Genomic DNA, 21,500 nt, shown 5'->3' on the forward strand with positions numbered 1-21,500 from the left:
AACAAGGACTATTCCGGAGACACGCCATGGACACCGCCACCCGCCCTGATGCAGCCGCTGCACCCGCTGCAGCCGATGCCAGAACATTTCAGAGCTTCGCCGAGTTTTACCCGTTTTACCTGAGCGAGCACAGCAACCGCACCTGCCGCCGCCTGCACTTTGCCGGCTCCAGCCTCTCGCTGCTGTGCCTGGCCACGCTGCTCGCCACGCGCAACCCGTGGTGGCTGCTGGCCGGCCTGCTGTGTGGTTACGGCTTTGCCTGGGTCGGCCACTTCGTGTTCGAGAAAAACAAACCCGCGTCCTTCAAGCGCCCGCTCTACAGCTTCATGGGCGACTGGGTGATGTACAAGGACATCTGGACTGGCAAGGTCAAGATCTGATGAACACCAACCAGGGCATCCCCATGCAGCTCGACCCTCGGGCGGTGGACATTCTTTCCGGCATCACCACCGCCACCCTGACCACGCTGCTGCTGAAAAAAGGCCTGCGCAACGTCTGGCTGCGCGGCGCCCGGCCGCTGCGCACCGGCCAGCCGCGCCTGGTGGGCCGCGCCTTCACCCTGCGTTTTGTGCCGGCGCGCGAGGACCTGGCGACACCCGAGTCGTGGTCGTCGCCGATCTCGACACGCGCGGCGATCGAAGACATGCCGGCGGGCTGTATCGCCGTGGTGGACGCGATGGGTGTCAGCGACGCCGGGATTTTTGGCGACATTCTGTGCGCCCGCATGCAAAAGCGCGGCGTGACGGCGCTGGTGACCGACGGCGTGGTGCGCGACCAGGCGGGGGTGCTGGGCACCGGCCTGCCGGTCTGGTGCAGCGGCGCCGCCGCGCCGCCTTCGGTGGCGGGCCTGACCTTTGTGGACTGGCAGCGGCCGATCGCCTGCGGCGGCGTGGCGGTGTTTCCGGGCGATGTGATCGTGGCCGATGACGACGGCGCGGTACTGATCCCGGCGGCACTGCTGGAGGACATGCTGCAGCTGGCGCCCGAGCAGGAGCGGCTTGAGTCCTGGATCATGAGCGAGGTCGACAAGGGTGCCGCCCTGCCCGGCCTGTACCCGCCCAACGCCGAGAACAGGGCGCGTTACGAGGCGACGAAAAAAACCGGCCCGTGAGCGCCTGCGGCCGATGCCCGCAGCGCTATCATTTTCATAACACGTCGCGCAGGCGCAGCGCGGAGAAACGACCGTTTTCCCATAAACTTTTCATGGACGGGTCCTGGCTCAGCAGCAGTTGCGCCAGCAGCGGCTCCAGCGCGGTGGAGGCCGGATCGGCCAGCAGCAGGTAACGCGCCTCGTGTTCGTCCTCCGGGTCGGTCAGCTGGCCTATCCAGTCCAGCGCCATCAGGGTCTCGAGCACGGGTTCGAGCTGCAAGGCATCCACCTGCAGCGCCCGCGCCAGCTCCGAGCCTTCCAGCCCGATACGTGCGGTCCCGCGCGCCCGGTGCAGTTGCTGCAGCAGTTCCACCGCCAGCTGGAACTGCCAGCCGTGCGCGCTGCCGCGGCGCGCCACGCCGGCCAGCAGGCTGGGCAGGTAGGCGGCAATCACTGCGCCCATCAGCACAATGACCCAGGCCACGTAAATCCAGACCAGCAGAATCGGCAAGGTGGCAAAGGCGCCGTACACCAGCGAATAGGTCGGCACGCTGCTCAGGTACAGCGTGAGCACCTTCTTGGCCAGCTCGATGCCGGCCGCAACAAACAGGCCGCCGGCCCAGGCGTGGCCCCAGCGCACAAAGGTGTTGGGCACATAGTGGTACAGGGCCGCCATGCCGCCGGCCAGCAGAAAGAACTGCAGCACATCCAGCAGCACACGCAGCCCGCCGGGCATGTCGCCCACCACGCCGCGCGAGCCGGAAATGACATACGACGTCACTGCCAGGCTGGCACCCAGCACCAGCGGGCCGAGCGTGATGGCGGCCCAGTAAATCAGCACGCGCTGCGCCAGCGGACGTGGTTTTTTCACGCGCCAGATGCCGTTGAGCGTGCGGTCTATGGTCAGGATCAGGGCAATCGCCGTGACCAGCAGCACCGCCAGACCGGCGACGCCCAGCTTGTTGGCCTGTTTGGCGAACTGCGTCAGGTAGCCGAGGACCTGGCGCGAGATGTTGTCGGGGATCAGGCTGTTGACCAGCCACACCTGCAGCGCGCCCTGCAGCTTGGAAAACATCGGAAAGGCGGTGAAGATGGCCAGCGCCACCGTGAAAAACGGCACCAGCGCGATGCTGGTGGTGAAGGTCAGGCTGCTGGCCGTCAGGCCCATGTGGTCGTCGCGAAAACGCTGGCGCAGCGTGATGGCGGTGTCGCGCCACGGAAAGCGCGACAGGTCCGTCAATAACTGCTGCAGGGACTGCTGGAATGTCATCCCCGGTATCATGCCATCGACACAAGCATCAACATGACTCTCAACAAAACAACACAGATTGACGCCACACGCTGGCTCGCCGTGGGCAGCCTGGCCGCCCTGATCATTCTCGGCCTGGCCTGGGAGATGTGGCTGGCGCCGCTGCGGCCGGGCGGCTCGTTGCTGGCCCTGAAGGTGCTGCCGCTGTGTATTCCACTGGCCGGCCTGCTGAAAAACCGCATGTACACCTACCGCTGGCTCAGCCTGATGGTCTGGCTCTATTTCACCGAAGGCGCGGTGCGCGCCTGGAGCGACAAGCCGCCCGGCAACTACCTGGCCATGGCCGAAGTGGTGCTGTGCCTGCTGCTGTTCACCGCCTGCGCCCTGCATGTACGTATCCGCCTGAAAAATGGCGTGAAAACCATCCAACCGGCTGCCTGAAAAACCTATGGACAAGATTCTCGACGCCTTGCGCGCCATCGTCGGCGACGCCCACGTGTTGACCGGGGGCGACCTCTCCGCCTGGGAGCTGGACTGGCGCAAACGCGCACGCGGCAAGGCGCTGGCCGTGGTTCGCCCTGCCGACACGGCGCAGGTGGCGGCGGTCGTCAGGGCCTGCGCCGCGGCCGGCGTGCCCATGGTGCCGCAGGGCGGCAACACCGGCCTGGTCGGCGGCTCGACACCCGACGCCTCCGGCCGCCAGGTGGTGCTGAGCCTGCAGCGCATGAACGCGGTGCGCGCCATCGACAGCGCCAACCTGACCATGACGGTCGAGGCCGGCTGCATCCTGCAGACCCTGCAGGAAACCGCCGAAAAAGCCGGCTTCCTGTTTCCGCTGAGCTTGGCCGCCGAGGGCAGCTGCACGATTGGCGGCAACCTGGGCAGCAATGCCGGCGGCACACAGGTCGTGCGTTACGGCAATGCGCGCGACCTCTGCCTCGGGCTGGAAGTCGTCACCGCGCAAGGCGAGGTCTGGGAAGGCCTGTCGGGCCTGCGCAAGGACAACACCGGTTACGACCTGCGCGACCTGTTCATTGGCAGCGAAGGCACACTGGGCATCATCACGGCCGCGACCATGAAGCTCTACCCCCAGCCGGCTGCGCAACTCACCGCCTGGGCGGCCGTGCCGTCGATGGAGGATGCCGTCACCCTGCTCGGGCTGGCGCACCGCCACCTGGGCGCGGGCCTGACGGGCTTTGAAGTGATGGGCCAGTTTGCGCTGAGCCTGGTGGCCAAACACTTTCCGCAACAGCGCATACCGTTCACCAACAACGCATCGGCGCAGGGCCGCCCCAAGCCGGATGCAGCCCCCTCGGGGGGCAGCGAACCACACGAAGTGGGGAGCGTGGGGGCTTATTTTGTGCTACTGGAAAACTCCGACCACGAGTCGGAAAGCCATGCGCGCGAGCAGTTCGAGCGCCTGCTGGAAACCGCCATGGAAGAAGGCTGCGTCACCGATGCCGTGGTCGCGGAAAACCTGCAGCAGGCGCACCAGCTCTGGCATGTGCGCGAAAGCATCCCGCTGGCGCAGGCCGAAGAAGGCCTGAACATCAAACACGACATCTCGGTGCCGGTCTCACTGATTCCCGAGTTTGTGCGCGTCACCGACCAGCTGCTGGAAACGGCCATCCCGGGCGTGCGCCTCGTCAACTTCGGCCACCTCGGCGACGGAAACCTGCACTACAACGTGCAGGCTCCGGCCGAGGGTGACGCGGCCGCTTTTCTGCGCGAGCAGGAAGAAAACGTCAATGGCCTGGTCTACGACTCGGTGCAGGCCTTCGGCGGCTCGATTTCGGCCGAACACGGCGTCGGCAGCCTCAAGCTCGACAAGCTCGAAAAGCACAAATCGCCGGTGGCCCTGGGCCTGATGCGGGCCATCAAACGCGGGCTGGACCCCGAGAACCTGATGAACCCCGGGCGAGTGTTGCGCATATAATATGCGCATGAATCATGGAGATAGACCATGCTGAAATTTGACCATGCGCCCAAAAAAGCGACCAACCTGACGCTCAACGTCAAGGTGCTTGCGCTGGCGCGCGAGATGGGCATGAACGTTTCCCAGACCGTTGACACGCTGCTGGCCGCCGAGGTGAAACGCCTTTACTGGGAGCAGTGGAACGAGCAGAACCGGGAGGCCGTCGCGGAGTACAACGCACGCATCGCCAGCGAAGGTCTCCCGCTTGCGAAATACCGGACCTTCTAGCCATGGCACGTTACGACGTCTATGCGCATCCCGATGCCACACTGGGCAAAATCGCACCCTTTCTGCTGGATGTGCAGAACGACTACATCAACAGCCTGGATTCACGCGTTGTCATTCCCCTGCGTCCGGCCGCGCTGTACCCGCATCCCATGCGTGACTTGAACCCGGTATTCCAAGTCGGCGGAAAAACAGTGGTGCTGGACACCGCCGCTCTGGCCGCGTTTCCGGCGCGGGAATTGAAAAAGCGCGTCGCCGGTCTGCAAGACCAGCGTGAACTCATCGTTGCCGCCATGGACTGCCTGTTTGGAGCTTATTAACGTGTCACCCCGCCCTATCCGCTCCCAGTACGAACACTTCATGCGCCATGTGGACACCCACGGCGTGTTCAAGGCCGACCGCACCGGCACCGGCACCAAAAGCGTGTTCGGCTACCAGATGCGTTTTGACCTCAACGAAGGCTTCCCGCTGGTCACGACCAAAAAGGTTCACCTCAAGTCCATCGTGCACGAGCTGCTGTGGTTTCTGCAGGGGTCCAGCGACAACAACTGGCTGAAAGAGCGCGGCGTGACCATCTGGGACGAGTGGGCGCGCGAAGACGGCAGCCTGGGCCCGGTCTACGGCGTGCAGTGGCGCAGCTGGCCGACACCGGACGGCGGCCACATCGACCAGATCGCCGAGGTCATCCAGACCCTGAAGACCAACCCGGATTCGCGCCGCATCATCGTCAGCGCCTGGAACGTGGCCGAGCTGTCGAAGATGGCGCTGATGCCCTGCCATGCGTTTTTCCAGTTTTATGTGGCGCCGGCCACCGAGCCCGGCGGCAGGGGCAAGCTCAGTTGCCAGCTCTACCAGCGCAGCGCCGACATTTTCCTGGGCGTGCCCTTCAACATCGCCAGCTATGCCCTGCTGACCCACATGGTGGCGCAGCAGTGCGACCTGGACGTCGGCGACTTCATCTGGACCGGCGGCGACTGCCACATCTACAGCAACCACGCCGACCAGGTGGCGCTGCAACTGAGCCGCGCGCCCTTTCCCTACCCGACGCTCCATATCAAGCGCAAGCCGGCATCGGTCTTCGACTACGAGTTCGACGACTTCGAGTTCCTCGAATACGAACACCATCCGGCGATCAAGGCGCCGGTGGCGGTGTAAACACGATGCTTTTAAACCTGCGCAACCTGGGACCGGCTTCTGAGCGCATGCTTGATCGGGCCGGCATCACCACAGAGATACAGCTACTCCAGATCGGCTCGGTCAAGGCATATCGCGCCGTGCAGGCCACCGGCCAGAAGCCCTCTCTCAACCTGTTGTGGGCCATCGAGGGCGCGCTGACTGACCAGTCCTGGCAGGCCATTTCCCAACAGGACCGCCTGTCGCTTTTGCTGGCCTTGGAGCAAACATCGTGACCATTGGCATCAACCTCATCTACGCCCGCGCGGCCAACGGCGTCATCGGCAAGGACGGCGCCATGCCCTGGCACCTGCCGGAAGACCTGGCGCACTTCAAGCGGCTAACCCAGGGCTGCCCGGTCATCATGGGCCGCAAGACCTGGGACTCGCTGCCACCGAAATTCCGCCCGCTGCCCGGGCGGACCAACATCGTGATCACGCGGCAAAGCGACTGGCAAGCCGAAGGCGCGCAGCGCGCCGCCAGCCTGAAAGAAGCCTTGCAGCTGGCCGGCGCCGCCCCCGAGGTCTGGATCATCGGCGGTGCGCAGATTTATGCCCAGGCCGAGCCCTTGGCGAGCCGCGCCGAGGTCACCGAGATTGCGCAGGATTTCGACGGTGATGCCTATGCACCGGTGCTGGGCCCGCAGTGGACGGAAGCTGCGCGCGAGGAGCACACAACGTCGGCCGGCCTGAAATTCAGCTTCGTTACCTACAACAAACGCAGGGAGAATTGAGATGTCAGGAGCCGGATTTCACGTGCACGGGCCGCACGACCACGAGCTGGAACACGCCGCGCAGGGCGGGCACGATAAAGGCGGCGGCATGATCGCGCAGATCGCCGTGGTGACTGCCATCATTGCCACCGTCGGTGCGCTCTTTTCCTACATGGGCGGCGCCACCCAGGCCAACGCCGGCCTGTATAAAAACAACGCAGCGATCAAGAAGACCGAAGCGTCGAACCAATGGAATTACTTTCAGTCAAAAAGTACCAAGCAGTCTTTGGCTGAATTTGCGCGCGACCTCGCGCCTGAGGACAAAAAGGCCGCGTACAAGGGCAGGATTGACCGCTACGAAGCCGAAAAGAACGAGATCAAGGTGGCCGCCGAAAAACTCGAATCCGAAGCGACAGCCTGGGACAAGTCCTCCGACGAGCAATTGCATTTGCACCATCGCTGGGCGCAGGCGACCACCGTGCTGCAGGTGTCGATTGCCCTGGCGGCAATCGCCCTGCTGACACGCAAGAAGTGGCTGGAGTACGGCATGTTCGCACTCGCGGGCGTGGGCCTGCTGGTAGGCGCCCTGGCATTGCTCCATATTTGATAGCTACTCACGCACACAGTCAAAGGGCTGGAACACCAAATCCATGAAAATCGCGACCTGGAATGTCAACTCGCTGGCGGTGCGCCTGCCGCAGGTGCTGGACTGGCTGGCCGCCAACCCGGTAGATGCCTTGTGCCTGCAGGAACTCAAGCTCAGCGACGACAAGTTCCCGCTGGAGGCTTTGGCAGCCGCCGGTTACCAGTGCGCCGTCTTCGGACAGAAAACCTACAACGGGGTGGCCATCCTGAGCCGCACGCCGCCGCGCGCCATCGTCAAAAACATCAACGGCTTCAGCGACGAGCAGTCGCGCGTGATTGCCGCGACGCTGGACACGCCGCAGGGCGAGCTGCGGCTGGTCAACGGCTATTTCGTCAACGGGCAGGCGCCCGGTACCGAGAAGTTTGAGTACAAGATGAAATGGCTGGACGGCCTGCGCAACTGGCTTCAGGCCGAACTCGCGGCCCACCCCCGGCTGGTGCTGGTGGGTGACTTCAACATCACGATGGACGACCGCGACACCTATGACGCCGAGGGCCTGCGCGAAACCATTCACCACACGAGCGAAGAGCGTGAGCACCTGAAAGCGTTGCTGGGGCTGGGCCTGCACGACGCCTTCCGCCTGTTCGATCAGCCGGAGAAAAGTTACTCTTGGTGGGACTACCGCGAGTTCGCCTTCCGCCGCAATCGCGGCCTGCGCATCGACTACATCCTGGTCAGCGACACCCTCAAGCCTGCGGTGAAGAGCTGCGTGATCGACAAGCTGCCGCGAAAAAACGAGCGGCCCAGCGACCATGTGCCGGTGGTGGCGGATCTCGATTTGCTATAAATAACAGAGCTGCTCACGCCCGTCCCACCTGGGCTGGAAGCCGATTTGATCCTTTAATTGCGGGCCACCCGCCCGGGAGACTCGACGGACTCGGCGATCACGCCTTTGGCGTGTCGCTGGCCGTTGCAGACCTCGTGGCTGATGGCCAGATTCTCCGCGTGGCTGTTGCCGCCCTCGCTCAGCGGCCGAATGTGCTCCAGCGTCGCAGCCGCCGGCAGCACATGCTGGCCGCAGACCCAGCAAGGCACCTGGCCATGCAGCTGGCGCGCCACGGTTTTATAGATCTTGTCGCGGGTCAGTGCTAAACGGCTCATGGCAGGACTTTAAATCACGCGGCGTCATCGAGGCGCTGCGAAACTAACCTCACGGCGCGGGCGGATGCGAGACTCCCCTTCAAGCAGGGGCCGCGGATCCGGCTTTGCCGGGCCGCAGGCGCAGCGCCCCCTCGGGGGGCAGCGCAGTACGCGAAGCGACAAGCGTGGGGGCTCGTCTACTCCAGATTGAGCTCCTGGATCTTGCGCGTGATGGTGTTGCGCCCTATGCCCAGTTTCTGCGCGGCTTCGATGCGGCGGCCGCGCGTGTTGAGCAGCGCCGTCTGGATCAGCTTGGACTCGAAGCGCCGCGTCAGCACATCCCACACGTCGCTGCGACCGGTCGCCAGCAAGGCCATGGCCTCGGCCTCGAGCCCGCTTTCCCAGGTGCCGCCGCCGGAGGCCGGCACGGGCTGGCCGGCAGCTTCGGCGAGCGGCGCCGCTGCGCCGGTGTGCGACACGTCGGGCGCGGCGGCCCGTGGCAACTCGGCCGGGGGGCGCTGTGGCGCCGTGCCGCTGTCAACCGGCACCGGCGCCCTGCCCGGTTCGGCCACAGCCCCCAGCACCTCGGGCGGCAGGTCCTTGGCTTCGATGACCTGGGCCGGCGCCATCACGGTCAGCCAGTGGCAGATGTTCTCGAGCTGGCGCACATTACCCGGAAAGCTGAAGGTGCTCAGTTGCTGCAGGGCGGCATCGGAAATGCGTTTGGGCTCCACGCCGAGTTGCTTGGCGCTTTGCTGCAGGAAGTGGCGCGTCAGCATGAACACGTCTTCGCGCCGCTCGCGCAGGGCCGGCAGGCGCAGGCGGATCACGTTGAGGCGGTGGAACAGGTCTTCCCGGAAGCCGCCCTCCTTGACGCGCTGCTCCAGGTCCTGGTGCGTCGCGGCAATCACGCGCACATTGGTCTTGACGGCGTTGTGGCCGCCGACGCGGTAGAAGTTGCCATCGCTGAGCACACGCAGCAGACGCGTCTGCAGGTCAAACGGCATGTCGCCGATTTCGTCGAGAAACAGCGTGCCACCGTCGGCCTGCTCAAAGCGGCCGCGGCGCATGGTCTGCGCGCCGGTGAAGGCGCCACGCTCATGGCCGAACAGTTCGGACTCGAGCAGGTCTTTCGGGATGGCGGCCGTGTTGATGGCCACAAAAGGCCCGTTGGCACGCGGCGAATGTTTGTGCAGGGCGCGCGCCACCAGCTCCTTGCCGGAGCCGGACTCGCCGGTGATCATCACTGTCACCATGCTCTGGCTCAACCGGCCGATGGCGCGGAACACGTCCTGCATGGCCGGTGCCTGGCCCAGCATTTCGGGGGTGGCGGCCATGCGCTCTTCGGCCACTTCCTCGCGCTGGCTTTCTTCCACCGCGCGGCGTATCAGCTCGACCGCCTTGGGCAAATCAAACGGTTTGGGCAGGTATTCAAAAGCGCCGCCCTGGAAGGCCGACACGGCGCTGTCCAGGTCGGAGAAAGCCGTCATGATGATGACCGGCAGGCCGGGCAGTTTTGCCTTGACCTTTTCGAGCAGGTCCAGGCCCGAACCGCCGGGCATGCGGATGTCGCTGACCAGAATCTGCGGGCCGTCTTCTTCGGTGGCGGTCTCCAGCGCGCTGAGCACTTCACGCGGGTTGGTGAAACTGCGCGTCGGCAGGCCTTCACGCAGCAGGGCTTTTTCCAGCACAAACCGGATGGACTGGTCATCGTCCACAATCCAGATCGGTTTCATGTTCTTGTCCCTTTGGTACTACCGGTTATCTGTGGAAGACAACGGAGTTCAAGGCAGAGGTATCAGCAACTTGAAATCCGTGCGGCCGGGGACGCTCTCGCACTCGATCAAGCCGTGATGTTGCTGAACAAAGGTTTGCGCCAATGTCAGCCCCAGTCCGGAGCCGCCTTCGCGCCCCGAGATCAGGGGATAGAAAATACGGTCCTTGATGGAGTCCGGAACACCCGGTCCATTGTCGATAACATGCAATTCCAGTGCCAAGCGATAGCGCTGTTTGCCAAAAGTTACCTGTCGGGCAATTCTTGTCCTGAAAGTGATCTGCGCATCCCCTGCAGCCACCCGGTCAGCGAGCGCCTGCGCGGCGTTGTGCGCGATGTTGAGCACCGCCTGGATCAGTTGCTCGCGGTCACCGCGAAAGTCGGGAATCGAGATGTCATAGTCGCGCATGACACGCAGTCCGCGCGGAAACTCCGCCAGGATCAGCGAGCGCACCCGTTCGCACACCTCGTGGATGTTGACGTCGCCCACCAGATGCGGCCGGCGGTGCGGGGCCAGCAGCCGGTCCACCAGGGACTGCAGGCGGTCGGCCTCATGGATGATGACCTGGGTGTATTCGGTCAGTTCCTTGTCGATCTCCATCTGCAGCAGTTGCGCCGCGCCGCGAATCCCGCCCAGCGGGTTCTTGATCTCGTGCGCCAGGTTGCGGATCAACTCCTTGTTGGCCTGCGCCTGGTCGATCAGACGCTCCTCGCGGTCCTGCTTGGCCTGCTGCTCCAGCGGCAGCAGCTCCACGATGGCCTCGCCCGGTGTGTCGGTCTGCGCCACCACCACGTGCACGGGCATGGGTTCGCGGTTCAGCGGCTTGAGCCAGGCGTCGTAACGCAGCGCGGCAAATTCATTGCTGCCAGCGCCTTCGAGTGCGTTGTGCAGGATGGTTGGCTCGGTGAAGCAGTCGGGAAGCTGGGAGCCTTCGATGGTGCGGCGCGAGGTGCCCAGCGCATCTTCGAGGGCCGCGTTGGCAAACACCACCACACCGTTGGTGCGCACGACAGCCACCAGTGTGGCCAGCAGGTCAAAGGACTGGAAACGGGGGATGGCCGCAGCAGCGGCGGGTGCAGAAAGAATGGGCTTTTTCAAGCCTTCCATTCTGACGCAGAACGTCTTATTGACGGACGGTGTTTGCGGGCAAACGGGAAATTTCGCGCTTCAGGCCGGCGATGTCGCTCTCGTGGCGGGCGATGCTTTCCTTCATTTCGGCCACACGGTCGAGGTAGCGCTGGTAGTTGCGCCCTTCGATGCCCTGCTTCTCCGGCTGGCCGTTGTTGAACTCTTTCTGCTGCTCGGAAAGCCGCTGCTCTGCCTTCTTGAGTTCGGACTCCAGGATGGCGCGTGTGTCGCTGTCCCGGGCGCGTTGTGCTTCGTTGCCCGCGGCAGGCGATGCCTGCGCCGCTGCCGCAACACGTACTGCAGGCCGGCTCTGGGCCAGACCCTGGACCACCGTCACATTGCCGCCTTCAATGAGTCTGCAGCCGCGCGACTGCGCATCCCGGGCATTGTTGATGTACTCAGGCGCTGCGCCTTCCTTGCCGCCACAGCGGTAGATGCGCTCCTGCGCGAACGCGGCGGACACGCTGCCGGCGAGAAGAAGGGTCGAAATTGAAAGAAGTACTGTAGGTTTCATGCGTAACCCCAAGCGCCTGTTAGGGCAAGGACGGTCTGTCAGTATCCCGCAAAGGTGTGGAAAAGCAAAATCGGCGACAGGATAACCTTGCGGCCCAATGAAAAAGGACGGCTTTCGCCGTCCTTTTTTGACCACAGACTGTAAAAAATTACAGTGAGTAATACATGTCGAACTCGATCGGGTGCGTGGCCTGGCGCAAGCGCGTGACCTCCCCCATTTTCAGCTCAATGTAGGCGTCGATCATGGAATCGGTGAACACACCGCCCTTGGTCAGGAAGCTGCGGCCCACGTCGAGGCAGTCCAGCGCCTGGTCCAGGCTGTGGCACACGGTTGGCACTTTGGCGTCTTCCTCGGGCGGCAGATGGTACAGGTCCTTGGTGGCGGCTTCGCCGGGATGGATCTTGTTTTCCACGCCGTCGAGACCGGCCATCATCAGAGCCGAGAAGCCGAGGTAGGGGTTCATCAGGGGATCGGGGAAGCGTGCCTCGATGCGGCGACCCTTGGGGTTGGCGACGTAAGGAATGCGGATCGATGCCGAGCGGTTTTTCGCCGAGTAGGCCAGCTTGACCGGCGCCTCGTAACCAGGCACCAGGCGCTTGTAGCTGTTGGTGCCGGGGTTGGTGATGGCGTTCAGCGCACGGGCGTGCTTGATGATGCCGCCGATGTAGTACAGCGCAAAGTCGGACAGGCCGGCGTAGCCGTCGCCGGCAAACAGGTTTTTGCCGTCTTTCCAGATCGACTGGTGCACGTGCATGCCGGAACCGTTGTCGCCAACGATGGGCTTGGGCATGAAGGTCGCGGTCTTGCCGTAGGCATTGGCCACGTTCTGCACCACGTACTTGAGGATCTGCGTCCAGTCGGCGCGCTGCACCAGCGTGCTGAACTTGGTGCCGATTTCATTCTGGCCGGCGCCAGCCACTTCATGGTGGAACACTTCGACCGGGATGCCCAGCGACTCAAGAATCAGGGACATCTCGGCGCGCATGTCCTGCGTGCTGTCGACCGGGGGCACCGGGAAGTAGCCACCCTTGACGGTGGGACGGTGGCCGCGGTTGCCGCCTTCGAGCTTGGCGCCCGAATTCCAGGGGGCTTCGTATTCTTCGATCTTGAAGAAGGTGCCCGACATGTCGGTGTTCCAGCGCACGTCGTCGAAGATGAAAAATTCCGGCTCGGGACCGAAATAGGCGGTGTCGCCCAGGCCGGAGGCCTTGAGGTAGGCCTCGGCGCGCTGTGCGATGGAGCGCGGGTCTCGGTCATAGGCCTTGCCGTCGCTGGGCTCGAGCACGTCGCAGCTCATGAACAGCGTGGTTTCCTCGAAAAACGGGTCGATATTGGCCGTCTTCGGGTCAGGCATCAACTGCATGTCGGACGCTTCAATGCCTTTCCAGCCGGCAACAGAAGAGCCGTCAAAGGCATGGCCCGAAGTGAATTTGTCTTCGTCAAAGTGGGACACAGGCACGGTCACGTGCTGCTCTTTGCCCCGGGTGTCGGTAAAACGGAAGTCAACAAACTTGACTTCGTTTTCCTTGACCATTTTCATGACGTCTGCGACGGTCTTTGCCATCAGAATCTCCTGTTGCTGGATGGTGGTTAAAAAATTGTTTCGGCGTGGTCGAATGCACTTTTTGTGCCAAACCTTCCTCGCGGGTGTTTGCCGGTGATTTAAAGCCAAGCCCCTGATTGTGCCGTCATCCAGCCCCTGTTTGGGGGGCGGCGGCCGGTCGAGACCTGAAAAGCAGAGAGAAAATTAGCGCACCGATAAGGTGCAATCCGGGTTTGCACCTTATAGGTGCATTTCATCAGCGCACCAATTCAGGGCCGAGCTTGGCATTAAAAGTGTGCAGCCCTGCCAGCAGCGCCGGGTAAGCGAGGTTGACGGCTTCAGGCGCACCCTTGACGCCCAGCTCAATATGCCGGCCGTACTCGGGGTGGTCCACGCTGGGCAGGCTGAACACCTTGACCCCGCTGTGGCGGGCCTCGATGTCAAGCATCAGTGGCGTCAACGCGGCTTCCATGGCCCCCATCACGATCACCGACTTTTCCGAATAAGCCAATTTTTGGTGCAAGCCGGCATAGTGCGTATCGAGCAGCCACGCCATCATCGGCCAGGCCATGACCGGAAACCCCGGCATGAAATGGACGGCGCCGGCCCCCGCCTGCACACTGAAGCCCGGAATCTTGTTGTAGGGGTTGGGAATGATGGCGGCGCCTGCCGGGAACATGCCCATGTTCAGGCGGTGAATGTTGTCGTGCCGGTCCGGCTCATAGGGCACACCCTGCTCCCGGGCGATGTCCTGCATGCGCTCCCGGATCAGGCGCTCGGCTTCGGGGTGCAACGCCAGCTCCACGCCCAGCGCCCGTGCCGCGCACTGGCGGGTATGGTCGTCCGGCGTGGCACCAATGCCGCCGGTGCAAAAGACCACATCCCCCGTGGCACGGGCGGCGGCGAAGGCACGCGCCAGCGTGGCCGTGATGCGTTCGGGGTCGTCGCCCACGTAGTCGGCATAACTGAGCGGCAGGCCGCGTGCCGCCAGCAGTTCAATGACCTTGGGCAGGTGTTTGTCGGCGCGTTTGCCCGACAGGATTTCGTCGCCGACGATGATGAGTCCGAAATGTGTGGTCATGGGAAGAAAAGGAAAGTCAGGGCTGGGAACCGGGTCCGCCACGCGGCGTACCCGGTGTCGGCGCGGGGCCCGCGGGGCCTGTGAGCAGGAGCTCATCAGCTATCGTTTCAATAGCATCCTGCGCATGAGGGCCGGGGGCCAGGGCATTGTTCTGCTTGCGAAGCTGCTCCAGCGCCGCCAGGCAGTAGTGGGAAAACCAGAGGGACGAAAAGGCAAACACCAGGGTGTAGATCCAGATCGCCACCGGCACAAGAATGGGCGCCATGGCGATGAACATCGCGCCCGAGGCCCAGATCAGGCTGGGCGCGGCGCCCAGGTAGCCGCTGAGCACGCCGATGCCCAGCAGGCTGCCGCGGTGGCGACGAAAGAGTTCGCGCCGTTCTTCGGCACTCGCATGGTCGACCAGCGCGTCGTAGGCCATCACGCGGTAGGTCAGCCAGCCCCAGATCAGCGGCGGCAGGATCAGAATCAGCGGCGGGACCAGCCACAGCGGCATCGAGACGACCAGCGCGATGGCGGCCAGCAGGGTCGAGCTGAGCGACCAGAACAGGCTGGCGATGAGGGAGCCGCCTTTTTTCCGCTCCAGCATCGGAAAACGACGCTCGGCCACCAGGGCGACCATGGCCGGCGTCATCAGCAGCGCGACAAACAGCAGTGCGGCGATCACGATCACCGGAATCGCCATGAAAAGCAGCAGCGCCGGCGCCAGCACCACCCGCAGGTTGCCCAGCCCCAGGCCCTCGAGCCAGCGCGCCATGGTGCTCAGCAGCTCATAACTTTCCAGGCCACTGCGCACGGCGGCCAGGGCGTCTGCCCAGAAGAAGTAGCCCACCCCGAGCGAGATGACGACCATGATGATCAGCGGCAAAAACGACAGCGCAATCACCCGCGGGTGCAGGCAGTACATCGTCGCCCGCCAGAACGAATCGAGGAGCTTGTTCATGAATGAAGTGTAGCCCCGCTGAATGTGGAGCCCCCACGCTCCGCCGCTGCGCGGGTCGCTGCCCCCCGAGGGGGCGCTGCGCCTGCGGGCCGGCGGAGCCGGACCCGCGGCCTCTGCTTGAAAAGAGTGCCTGCGCGATCGCTCTTTGTTTCTCCGTTCGTCCTGAGCTTGTCGAAGGATACCCACCCCACAAAGCCGCTGCGCCTTGAGTCCCTCGCTGGAATCAGGCCCTGCCGACGAGGCGTTTCAGCCCCAGCCACTGCTGCGACCAGAAACCGCGGCCGTAGTCGCGCGACTGCTCGACCTGGTCGCGTATGCCGGTAGGCTCGTACCGCCGCTCGAAGTTGGCGGTGCCGAAAAACACGTCCCACCAGGGCAGCAACACCCCGAAGTTGTGGCCCCTGGCGGTGTTGTTGCCCGCCGGCTCATGGCCGGTGCCTATGCTGTGGTGCATCCGGTGGAAGCGCGGGCTGACCCACAGCCGCTCGCCGACCCGCCCGAACCAGAGCCGCACATTGGCATGCTGCAGGCTTTCGCTGAGCTGGGTCAGGGCCACGATGGCGATGAACTGGCCGGGCGCCACACCGACCAGCTGCGCGGCCAGCACCAGCAGGCAATCGACCGCGATGTCGTCGAGCAGGTGGTTGCGGTTGTCGCTCCACATCGTCATCTGGCGCTGGGCGTGGTGCAGCGAGTGCAGGCGCCACCAGACATCCCATTGGTGCTGACCGCGGTGAATCCAGTAGCCCAGGAAGTCAAACGCCACCAGGTAGATCAGGAAGCTGGCCACCGCGCCATCGGTCACGCCGGGCCAGAGCTGATCCAGGTGAAAAGTGCCGTAGCCGGCGGTGCGCAGGACACCAAACAGTTCGTCAAAGACCGGTTCCAGCGTCAGGAACAGCGCAATGCGAAACAGGCCGAGCCGGTGGATGAGGGTGTAGAGGATGTCGGTGCGCACGGTGGCGCGGTCCTGCACCGGCTCCACCGGTCGCCAGCGCTGCAGCGGGCCGAACACCAGCAGCAACACCAGGATCTGAAGGATGCCGACCATGAACCAGGCCGTTCCCAGAAAGGCGTCTTCCAGAAAGTTCGCCAGCCCGAGCGCAAACAGGGCCGGCTGCACCACGGCCTCGAACAGCCATTGCTGCACGGCAGAAAAGGCGTTGCTCACCGGGTCGATCAAGCTGTCCATGGTGCTATTTTGCTGCGGGGGGCGCCGTAACGGGCCCGCTGCGGCCGACCCAGGCCTGGTAGCGCGGGTGCTCGCGCAGGGTCGCAAAACAGAAGCCGCGCTCTTTCAGCCCGACGATCAGTGGCTCCAGCACCGCGGGTGCCCAGGCGTCCTGGCGCGACCAGATACCCAGATGTGCCAGCAGAATGTCGCCCGGCCGGATGTCCCGCAGCGCTTTTTTCAGCAGCAGGTCGTTGGGATAGGCGCCGCTGGGCATTTCGTCGCCCAGAAAGCCGGCGGGCGACCAGCCCACATGTTCGTAGCCGCAGACTTTGGCCGCCGCCAGCAAGGCCGGCGAGGTCTTGCCGCCCGGTGCCCGGAACAGCGGCAGTGGTTTTTTGCCGGTGATGGCCTCCAGTCGCGCGCTGGAACGGCCAACCTCCTCGCAGTACTGCGCGGCCGTCCAGGTGAATTCCCGGCCCTCGGACGGGCCAGCCGAGGGTTTGATCCTGAACTGCACCGGCCCGCCCGCTGCCGGCTGCACGTCGGCGCGCCAGTAGCTGTGGTCCCAGGTGTGGGAGGCGAATTCATGGCCCTCGGCGGCGCGTGCCTTCCACCAGGGCGCCCAGGCCGTGCCCAGGCTACCGTCACCGGTTTTGGTCCGCTCGTTAGCGGCAAAAAAGGTGACCTTGACCTGGTGCTTGTTGAGAATGTCCGCGATCAGCGGCGCCACTTCCATGTGGCCGGTGTCCAGCGTCAGGTAGACCGGCTTGCCGGGCTGGCCTTGGGCATCCAAACAGCCGTCAGCCCATACTGGACGTGCGCCAGCAGCTATGAAAAACGTAGCAGCCAGAAACACCACAAGAGACCGAACCGTGTTGGGCGCCCCGGGGAGGTATTCAGACCAGCCGGGGCCGCGGGTCCGGCTTTGCCGGCCCGCAGGCGCAGCGCCCCCCTCAGGCGACAGAAGCGAAGCCTCCGGCGAGCGGCGGCCTGCAAGGTGCGGCGACCCACACGAAGTGAGCAACCGTGGGGGCCTATCTAGGGGCGTGATCCAGCGTCCAGACGCCATGAGGGCTCTTTCCAACATTGACCTGGCGCACCACCTTGCGGCTGGCCATGTCGATCACCGTGAGTTTGCGCGCCCAGCGCGACGTGACATAAATGAATTTTCCGTCGCGCGAGACATCCATGCAGTCGGGCCCGCCGGGTGCCGGGAAAACGTCCACCACGGCCATGGTCTGCAGGTCGATCTTGCTGATGGAGTTGCCGACGCGGTTGCTGACCAGCACATGGCGGCCGTCGCCCAGCGCGCGAAAGGCGTGGGCGCCCGCGCCGGTCTTGATGAGGCGGGTGCGCTGCGGCTGCTTGCCACTCACATCGTAGACCTCGACCGAGTCGCTGCCGGTCAGCGCGACGAGCATGAATTTGTCGTCGGCGGTGCCGAACACGTCGGCAGGCGTCAGGCCCGTCGGTGTGCGCCACTTGATGGTCTGCGTGGCCAGATCGATCGCGACCAGTTCGTCGCTGTCCTGCATCGACGAATACACGGTGGTGCTTTTGCTGTCTATCCACAAATGGCTGGGCGTCCGGCCAGTGGGGACGCGCTTGGCCAGCGTGACATCGGCACCGTCCCAGCGGTAGATGTCGATGTGGTTGAGGCGGTTGGCCGCCGTGACAAACCACTTCATGTCGGGCGAGAAGCGCAGGTGGTAGGGGTCGATGATGCCGCGCACCACACGCTGGACTTCGGCGGTCCGGGGGTCAATGAAGGTCAGCGTGTCGGACAGCGCGTTGGCCACAATCACCGACTTTTCGTCAGGTGTGAGGTACAGATGGTGCGGCTGCTTGCCGGTCGGGATGCGCCGGGTTTCCGTCCAGTCGGCCGGATTGATCACGCTGACGCTGTCGCTGAGCGAATTGAGCACCAGCAGGGGCATGGTCGAGGTCGAGGTCGAGGTCGGCGGCGAATGCGGGCTCGGGGTCTGGGCCAGGACAGCGGCGCCGGCCAGGCAGGTGCCCAGCACGGCGGCAAACAAACGGAAGGGGAAATTCACGCAGCGACTTTCTTCGGACAAGCGGCAAGTTTACCGGCAGGCCTTTATCAACGCGCCAGGGGCCCCGGCCGCTTACATCCCTTACGATCGGGCCATGAATTTTGTCGAGATTGCCGGCACCCGGCTTGAAATGCAATCCATCGCCGGTTCAGCCGGCCTGGCGCCACTGGTTTTCCTGCACGAAGGCCTGGGTTCGGTCAGTCTGTGGACCCAGCGCGGCCGCAACTGGCCGCAAGCCGTCTGCCAGGCCACAGGCCGCGCCGGTCTGGTGTATTCGCGGCGCGGTTATGGCCAGTCCGACCCCGTGACCGATGTGCGCGGCGCCGGCCGGCTGGCGCCCGACTACATGCACCGCGAAGCCTGGGAAGTGTTGCCGGCCCTGCTGGCCAGCCAGGGCCTCAACCACCCGGTGCTGCTGGGCCATTCGGACGGCGCGAGCATCGCCCTGCTCCATGCGAGCCGGCACCCGGCGAGTGCCGTCATCGTCATGGCGCCGCACCTGATGGTCGAGGACATCGCCGTGCAGGCGATTGGCGAAGCCACGGCAGCCTTTGAGTCGGGAGGATTGCGGGAAAAACTGGCCCGCCACCATGCCGACGTGGACAGCGCCTTCTGGCAATGGAACGACGTCTGGCTGTCGCCCGGCTTTCGCAGTTTTGACATCCGGCCCGACTGCCGGCGCATCAGCGCACCGCTGCTGGCCATCCAGGGGCTGGGCGACGAATACGGCAGCATGGCGCAACTCGACGAGCTGGCCCTGGCCGCGCCGCAGACCGTGCAACTGCGGCTGCCCGATTGCGGGCATTCGCCACAGCGCGACCAGCCCGACCGCACGCTGGAAGCGGTGGCCGCCTTCCTGCGGCCGCTGCCGTGATGCTATTGATTCAATAGCTGCCTGCGCCCGCTGCATAGGGGCCGGAGGCAGTTTTTATCATCAACCTCAGGGGTTTGCGGCACTCAGCCGGCAATGCTGGCCAGGTCCTGCGCCGTCAGCCAGCGCCACTGGCCGGGCTGGAGGTCGGCCGGCAGGTCCAGCGAACCGATGCGCGAGCGGTGCAGGCCCGCCACGTCCTCCACGCGGTTGCCCACTGCAGCAATCATGCGTTTGACCTGGTGGTACTTGCCCTCGGTGAGCGTCAGGCGCAAGGTCTGCTCGCCGGTTCTTTCGCAGGCAGCGGCGCGCACCGCTTTGGGGTCGTCGTCCAGCACCACGCCGGCCAGCAGCTTCTCGACCTGCTGGTCGTCCACCGGGTGTTTGGCGGTGACCTCGTACACCTTGGGCACATGGTGTTTGGGTGAACTCATGCGGTGGATGAACTTGCCGTCGTCCGACAGCAGCAGCAGGCCGGTGGTGTCCTGGTCCAGCCGCCCGACGGCCTGCACACCAGCGGCGGCGCCGCCGCCGCGCTGGCGGATCGGCGCCGGCAGCAGGGTGTAGATGCTCGGGTAGGTGCTGGGTTTTTGCGAACACTCGTAGCCGGCCGGCTTGTGCAGCATCAGGTAGGCCTTCTCGTGGTACGCCCAGTCCACGCCCTGAACCGTGAATTTCAGCCCTTCCGCTACAAAATCCATAGCTGGCTCCGTACAGGGGATGCCGGCCACAGCCACAAAACCCTGTTGAATCAGGCCGGCGCAGACGCGCCGCGTGCCAAACCCCTGGGAGAAAAGAATGTTCTGCAATTGCATGTTTTTTGCCATGCGCCTATTGTCGCCGGGCCGGACAGGGTGCTGACCTACCGCGTGACAGCCCGTCGGCTTTCAGCGATGAACCGGGCGTCTGGATAAGCTTTTCCCGATCGACGCCAGCGACACTGGCACGCCTTGACCCGCCAGCCCATTTTCCGACCCATCATGAAAAAGACCCGCCCTGTGCTGACCATTCTGCTCACCTTCCTGATCACCGTGGCCGGCATGCTGCTCGTATTGAATTTCAGCACCGGGGAAAAAAAGGTCAACCGCGAGTTGCCGCGCCTGTACGCCACACAGGACCCCCAGTTCCGGCGCGCCATGGGCGCCCTGCTCGGCCCTCCCCTGGTGGGCGGCAACCGGGCCCGGGAGCTGCTCAACGGGGACCAGATCTTCCCCGCCATGCTGCAGGCCATCCGGGGCGCGCAGAGCAGCATCACCTTTGAAACCTACATCTACTGGTCTGGCGATGTCGGGCGCCAGTTTGCCGATGCACTGGCGGAACGCGCCCGGGCCGGCGTCAAGGTGCATGTGCTGCTGGACTGGGTGGGCAGCGCCAAGATCGATGACGCGTTTCTGCAGGAAATGGAAGCGGCCGGCGTGGAGATCCGCAAGTTCCACAAGCCGCACTGGTACAACCTGGCGCGCATGAACAACCGCACCCACCGCAAGCTGCTGGTCGTTGACGGCAAAACCGGCTTCACCGGCGGTGTGGGCATTGCGCCCAAGTGGACAGGCGCCGGCCAGGATGCCGACCACTGGCGCGACTCCCATTTCCAGATCGAGGGCCCGGCCGTCGCCCAGATGCAGGCTGTTTTCATGGACAACTGGCTGAAAGTCGCGGGCAAGGTGATGCACGGCGAGGCCTACTTCCCTGCCCTGCCGGCAGTCGGCAACAGCGACGCCCAGGTGTTTTCCAGCTCCCCCTCGGGCGGCAGCGAAAGCATGCAGCTGATGTACCAGCTGTCCATCACGGCGGCCGGACGCAGCATTGACCTGTCGAGCGCCTACTTTGTCCCCGACGAGCTCACCACCCGGGCCCTGACCGATGCACTCAAACGCGGCGTGAAGATCCGCATCATCACGCCCGGAGAAATCATCGACACCAACACCGTGCGTGCGGCCTCCCGCGGCAGTTGGGGCCCGCTGCTGCAGGCCGGCGCGCAGATCCATGAGTACCAGCCCACCATGTACCACTGCAAGGTCATGATCGTGGACCAGCTGCTGGTCTCGGTCGGCTCGACCAACTTCGACAACCGCTCCTTCCGCCTCAACGACGAGGCCAACCTCAACGTCTACGACGAGATCTTCGCCGCGCGGCAGACCCGGGTGTTCGAGGACGACCTCAAGCGCTCCCGGCAAATCACCTATGAGGAATGGACCAACCGCCCCCTGAAGGAAAAGGCCATGGAGCGGCTGGCGCTGCTGCTCGAGTCCCAGCTCTGAAGCCGG

At 64.3% G+C, this 21,500-nt stretch carries 25 protein-coding genes; 13 read left to right on the top strand and 12 right to left on the bottom strand.

Annotation, left to right across the window (positions count from 1 at the left end; genetic code table 11):
* Positions 1-26: 26 nt before the first annotated feature.
* Entirely contained in the window at positions 27-380 is a 354-nt protein-coding gene (locus PSV26_RS14145) for a DUF962 domain-containing protein (protein WP_300516355.1), read from the top strand.
* A complete protein-coding gene (locus tag PSV26_RS14150; RefSeq protein ID WP_300571587.1) occupies positions 380-1,111 on the top strand; it encodes a ribonuclease activity regulator RraA in 732 nt (243 codons plus the stop codon). The genes PSV26_RS14145 and PSV26_RS14150 overlap by 1 nt, the downstream gene beginning before the upstream one ends.
* 34 nt (positions 1,112-1,145) lie before the next feature.
* On the opposite strand, the gene PSV26_RS14155 is transcribed toward PSV26_RS14150, so the two are convergent.
* Positions 1,146-2,360, bottom strand: a complete 1,215-nt coding sequence (locus PSV26_RS14155; protein WP_300571589.1) for a YihY family inner membrane protein — start codon at positions 2,358-2,360, stop codon at positions 1,146-1,148.
* A 33-nt stretch (positions 2,361-2,393) separates the two neighbouring features.
* Between PSV26_RS14155 and PSV26_RS14160 the strand changes: the two genes are divergently transcribed.
* From PSV26_RS14160 to xth, 9 genes are read left to right on the top strand one after another with little or no spacing between them, the layout of a single operon-like run.
* Complete coding sequence (locus PSV26_RS14160) at positions 2,394-2,780, top strand: DUF2069 domain-containing protein (RefSeq protein ID WP_300516361.1); 387 nt, start codon at positions 2,394-2,396, stop codon at positions 2,778-2,780.
* 7 nt (positions 2,781-2,787) lie between these two features.
* Complete coding sequence (locus PSV26_RS14165; protein ID WP_300571591.1) at positions 2,788-4,275, top strand: FAD-binding oxidoreductase; 1,488 nt, start codon at positions 2,788-2,790, stop codon at positions 4,273-4,275.
* A gap of 27 nt (positions 4,276-4,302) precedes the next feature.
* The gene (locus PSV26_RS14170) at positions 4,303-4,542 is read left to right on the top strand and encodes a type II toxin-antitoxin system CcdA family antitoxin (protein ID WP_300516367.1); all 240 of its coding nucleotides are present in this window, start codon (positions 4,303-4,305) and stop codon (positions 4,540-4,542) included.
* 2 nt (positions 4,543-4,544) lie between these two features.
* Entirely contained in the window at positions 4,545-4,859 is a 315-nt protein-coding gene (locus tag PSV26_RS14175; RefSeq protein ID WP_300516369.1) for a CcdB family protein, read from the top strand.
* Position 4,860: 1 nt separating this feature from the next.
* Positions 4,861-5,694 (top strand): thymidylate synthase, encoded by an 834-nt coding sequence (locus tag PSV26_RS14180; RefSeq protein WP_300571593.1) that lies wholly within the window; start codon positions 4,861-4,863, stop codon positions 5,692-5,694.
* 5 nt (positions 5,695-5,699) lie between these two features.
* The gene (locus PSV26_RS14185; RefSeq protein ID WP_300571595.1) at positions 5,700-5,948 is read left to right on the top strand and encodes a TfoX/Sxy family protein; all 249 of its coding nucleotides are present in this window, start codon (positions 5,700-5,702) and stop codon (positions 5,946-5,948) included.
* 2 nt (positions 5,949-5,950) lie between these two features.
* On the top strand, positions 5,951-6,445 hold the full coding sequence (locus PSV26_RS14190; protein ID WP_300571770.1) for a dihydrofolate reductase: 495 nt from the start codon (positions 5,951-5,953) through the stop codon (positions 6,443-6,445).
* A 1-nt stretch (position 6,446) separates the two neighbouring features.
* Positions 6,447-7,031 carry a DUF4337 domain-containing protein gene (locus PSV26_RS14195; RefSeq protein WP_300571597.1) on the top strand — a complete coding sequence of 195 codons (585 nt, stop codon included), beginning with the start codon at positions 6,447-6,449 and terminating at the stop codon, positions 7,029-7,031.
* Between the two features lie 43 nt (positions 7,032-7,074).
* A complete protein-coding gene (gene xth, locus PSV26_RS14200) occupies positions 7,075-7,857 on the top strand; it encodes an exodeoxyribonuclease III (protein ID WP_300516378.1) in 783 nt (260 codons plus the stop codon).
* A 53-nt stretch (positions 7,858-7,910) separates the two neighbouring features.
* Here the strand turns inward: xth and PSV26_RS14205 are convergent, their stop codons facing one another.
* The 10 genes from PSV26_RS14205 to PSV26_RS14250 all read right to left on the bottom strand — a co-directional run bounded on the left by PSV26_RS14205 (position 7,911) and on the right by PSV26_RS14250 (position 18,362).
* On the bottom strand, positions 7,911-8,171 hold the full coding sequence (locus tag PSV26_RS14205) for an HNH endonuclease signature motif containing protein (RefSeq protein ID WP_300516381.1): 261 nt from the start codon (positions 8,169-8,171) through the stop codon (positions 7,911-7,913).
* A 176-nt stretch (positions 8,172-8,347) separates the two neighbouring features.
* Positions 8,348-9,886, bottom strand: coding sequence for a nitrogen regulation protein NR(I) (ntrC, locus tag PSV26_RS14210; RefSeq protein ID WP_300571599.1), 1,539 nt, complete (start codon positions 9,884-9,886; stop codon positions 8,348-8,350).
* Between the two features lie 48 nt (positions 9,887-9,934).
* Positions 9,935-11,032 (bottom strand): nitrogen regulation protein NR(II), encoded by a 1,098-nt coding sequence (glnL, locus tag PSV26_RS14215; protein WP_300516387.1) that lies wholly within the window; start codon positions 11,030-11,032, stop codon positions 9,935-9,937.
* Between the two features lie 16 nt (positions 11,033-11,048).
* Positions 11,049-11,567, bottom strand: coding sequence for a hypothetical protein (locus PSV26_RS14220; RefSeq protein ID WP_300516390.1), 519 nt, complete (start codon positions 11,565-11,567; stop codon positions 11,049-11,051).
* A gap of 148 nt (positions 11,568-11,715) precedes the next feature.
* Positions 11,716-13,131 (bottom strand): type I glutamate--ammonia ligase, encoded by a 1,416-nt coding sequence (gene glnA / locus PSV26_RS14225; protein WP_300571601.1) that lies wholly within the window; start codon positions 13,129-13,131, stop codon positions 11,716-11,718.
* Positions 13,132-13,366: 235 nt separating this feature from the next.
* Entirely contained in the window at positions 13,367-14,191 is an 825-nt protein-coding gene (locus tag PSV26_RS14230) for a molybdopterin-binding protein (protein WP_300516395.1), read from the bottom strand.
* A 16-nt stretch (positions 14,192-14,207) separates the two neighbouring features.
* Entirely contained in the window at positions 14,208-15,134 is a 927-nt protein-coding gene (locus tag PSV26_RS14235; protein WP_300571603.1) for an EI24 domain-containing protein, read from the bottom strand.
* A 223-nt stretch (positions 15,135-15,357) separates the two neighbouring features.
* The gene (locus PSV26_RS14240) at positions 15,358-16,326 is read right to left on the bottom strand and encodes a sterol desaturase family protein (RefSeq protein ID WP_300571605.1); all 969 of its coding nucleotides are present in this window, start codon (positions 16,324-16,326) and stop codon (positions 15,358-15,360) included.
* Positions 16,327-16,330: 4 nt separating this feature from the next.
* The gene (locus tag PSV26_RS14245) at positions 16,331-17,101 is read right to left on the bottom strand and encodes a polysaccharide deacetylase family protein (RefSeq protein ID WP_300571607.1); all 771 of its coding nucleotides are present in this window, start codon (positions 17,099-17,101) and stop codon (positions 16,331-16,333) included.
* Between the two features lie 241 nt (positions 17,102-17,342).
* Positions 17,343-18,362 carry a YncE family protein gene (locus tag PSV26_RS14250; protein WP_366946009.1) on the bottom strand — a complete coding sequence of 340 codons (1,020 nt, stop codon included), beginning with the start codon at positions 18,360-18,362 and terminating at the stop codon, positions 17,343-17,345.
* A 94-nt stretch (positions 18,363-18,456) separates the two neighbouring features.
* Between PSV26_RS14250 and PSV26_RS14255 the strand changes: the two genes are divergently transcribed.
* Complete coding sequence (locus PSV26_RS14255) at positions 18,457-19,236, top strand: alpha/beta hydrolase (protein ID WP_300571609.1); 780 nt, start codon at positions 18,457-18,459, stop codon at positions 19,234-19,236.
* Positions 19,237-19,319: 83 nt separating this feature from the next.
* On the opposite strand, the gene PSV26_RS14260 is transcribed toward PSV26_RS14255, so the two are convergent.
* Complete coding sequence (locus PSV26_RS14260; RefSeq protein ID WP_300571610.1) at positions 19,320-20,048, bottom strand: 16S rRNA pseudouridine(516) synthase; 729 nt, start codon at positions 20,046-20,048, stop codon at positions 19,320-19,322.
* A 165-nt stretch (positions 20,049-20,213) separates the two neighbouring features.
* Between PSV26_RS14260 and PSV26_RS14265 the strand changes: the two genes are divergently transcribed.
* Positions 20,214-21,494, top strand: coding sequence for a phosphatidylserine/phosphatidylglycerophosphate/cardiolipin synthase family protein (locus PSV26_RS14265; protein WP_300571612.1), 1,281 nt, complete (start codon positions 20,214-20,216; stop codon positions 21,492-21,494).
* Positions 21,495-21,500: the final 6 nt, after the last annotated feature.

The organism is Polaromonas sp. (assembly GCF_029945685.1).
In the GTDB taxonomy this organism is placed as follows: Bacteria; Pseudomonadota; Gammaproteobacteria; order Burkholderiales; family Burkholderiaceae_C; genus Polaromonas.